Origin of the sequence: Nocardiopsis lucentensis DSM 44048 (assembly GCF_000341125.1) — a bacterium.
Classification (GTDB): Bacteria; Actinomycetota; Actinomycetes; order Streptosporangiales; family Streptosporangiaceae; genus Nocardiopsis; species Nocardiopsis lucentensis.
Genome location: NZ_ANBC01000632.1, coordinates 1 through 2,137, shown reverse-complemented (window position 1 = coordinate 2,137; position 2,137 = coordinate 1). Strand labels below are relative to the sequence as shown.

1 protein-coding gene and 1 pseudogene are annotated in these 2,137 nt (G+C 77.1%); both read right to left on the bottom strand.

Annotation, left to right across the window (positions count from 1 at the left end; genetic code table 11):
• Positions 1-220: pseudogene (locus D471_RS0122600) on the bottom strand (hypothetical protein); the annotation flags it as partial.
• Positions 217-2,137, bottom strand: a 1,921-nt coding sequence (locus tag D471_RS35635) for a KR domain-containing protein (protein WP_152486399.1), incomplete at its 5' end; no start/stop codon positions are given. The pseudogene D471_RS0122600 and the gene D471_RS35635, both read right to left, overlap by 4 nt.

Sequence of the window (2,137 nt, the reverse complement as noted above, 5' to 3'; positions counted from 1 at the left end):
CGGCGGTCCGGCGGCTGCCGGTCACCCAGGTGTCGAGCAGGGCGCTGTGGAACAGCGGCCCGTGTTCACGCACCCGCTCCTCGTGCGGCAGCGGGTCGGCCTCCCCGGCCCGCAGCACCAGGCCGTACGGGTCGCCCTGGCTGCCGGCGAACCACTGCGCCGCCCGATCCAGTTGGAGCCGCCGACCGGTGCGCGCCGATTCTCGTTCGACCGTCCTCACGGGTTCTTCCTCTCTCCTCGACGTCGTGTGGGGCCGGACATCCGACCCGGTTCCGGGCGGGCCAGGTCCGCGAGCCAGCCGCGGACGACCCGGGCGGTGGCGGGAGCGTGCTCGGCCATCATCGTGAAGTGGTTGCCGGGGACGTCGACGGTCGTGTGCGCCCACTCCCAGCGGGACCGCCAACCGTCACCCCCGCCGGGCCACCGGTCCATCGGCTCCGAGGCGCGCAGGTGCAGCACCGGGGCGCGGGTCGGTTCGGGCACCCAGTCCAGGAGCAACCGGTGGTACGCGCCCATGGCGGTCAGCCGGTTCTCCTCCAAGGGGACGTCCGAACGGCGCGTGGCCCACTCGACGATGCGGTCGCGCCAGACCCCCATCGCGCCCGGTTCGGCGGGCGTGTAGACGTCCGCGAGCACCAGGCCGAGGGGGCCGCGCCCGCGCTCCTCCAAGTACCGGGCCAGGGCGTGGGCCATGTTGGCGCCCGCCGAGTGGCCGATCAGCACGAACGGCCGGTCACCCGCGCGGTCCGCCAGCGCCTCGGCCTGCGCCGACAGCACCGCCGACAGCCCGTTCGGCACCGACTCCCCGGGCAGGAAGCCCGGTTGCGGCAGCGCGACCATTCCGCCGCCCCGCCCGGCGCCGTCCGCGGCCCCCTCCAAGGCCCGGGCCAGAGCCGCGAACTCGGCTGGCCCGGAGACCGCGGCCGTGCCCGCGCACCCCACCAGGAGCGGGAGAGCGGACTCGGGTTCGTCCCGAGGGGAGCCCAGCCACACCGGGGTGACCGGCTGCTCCGCCGCCGTGGCGAAGGACGGGCGGAACCGGGAGGCCTCCGCCAACAGGTCGACCGCCTCCGCGACCCGGCCGGTGCGGGCGGCCTCGCGGTAGAGGGCGGCGAAGGACCCCTCCGACCCTCCGACCCCCGGCGGCCCGCCCGGGGACCGGGCGGCCTCCACCAGGTCGGCCAGGTGCTCGGCGAGCTCCGCCGGACGGTCCTTGTCGAACAGCAGACCGGTGGACAGCTCCACCCCGGTGGCGGCGGTCAGGGCACGGCGCAGCCGTACCGTGGCCAGGGAGTCGAACCCCATCTCCAGGAAGCGGCCGTCGGGCGACACCTCGGCGGGGTCAGCGAGCCCGAGCACCGCGGCCGCCCGCTCCCGCACCAGGTCGCGCAGGGTCGCGCGCAGCGCCTCCGGGGCGAGGCCGGTCAGGGCCGCCGCGGGCGCGCCCTCCCCGGCTCCGGCCCCGGTCGGCTCCTCGGCCGGGGCCCGCTCGGCGCGACCGCCGTCGGAGGACCGCCCGCGGACGAGCCCCGCCACCAGCGGGCTCGGCCGGAGCGCGGTGAACGCCTCCCCGAAGACGGGCCAGTCGGTGTCGGTGACGGTCAGGCAGGTCTCATCCGAGGCGATGGCCGCGAACAGCAGGTCGAGCGCGCTCTCCGGATCCAGGGGACGCATCCCCCGCCGCCGCAGGTACTCCGCCCCCTCCTCGTCGGCGCCCATCCCGCCGCCGCCCCACACGCCCCAGGCGATCGAGGTGGCCGGGAGGCCGTCCGCCGCGCGCCGCCGCGCGACCGCGTCGAGTGCGGCGTTGGCGGCGGCGTAGGCGCCCTGCCCGGCGCTGCCCCACACCCCGGCTCCGGAGGCGAAGAGGACGAAGGCGTCCAGCTCGAGCGGGCGCGTCAGCTCGTCCAGGACCGCCGCCCCCTCGGCCTTGCCCGCGTACACCTCGGCGAAGTGGTCAGGACCGGTGCGCGCCAACGGGGTGACCTGCGGCAGGCCCGCGGCGTGGAAGACCGCCGTGAGCGGGCTGTCCGCCGGGACCTCGGCCAGGACGCGGGCGAGCCCCGCGCGGTCGGCGGCGTCGCACGCGGTGATCGTCACCTTGACGCCCAGAGCGAGGAGTTCGGCCTCCAACGCG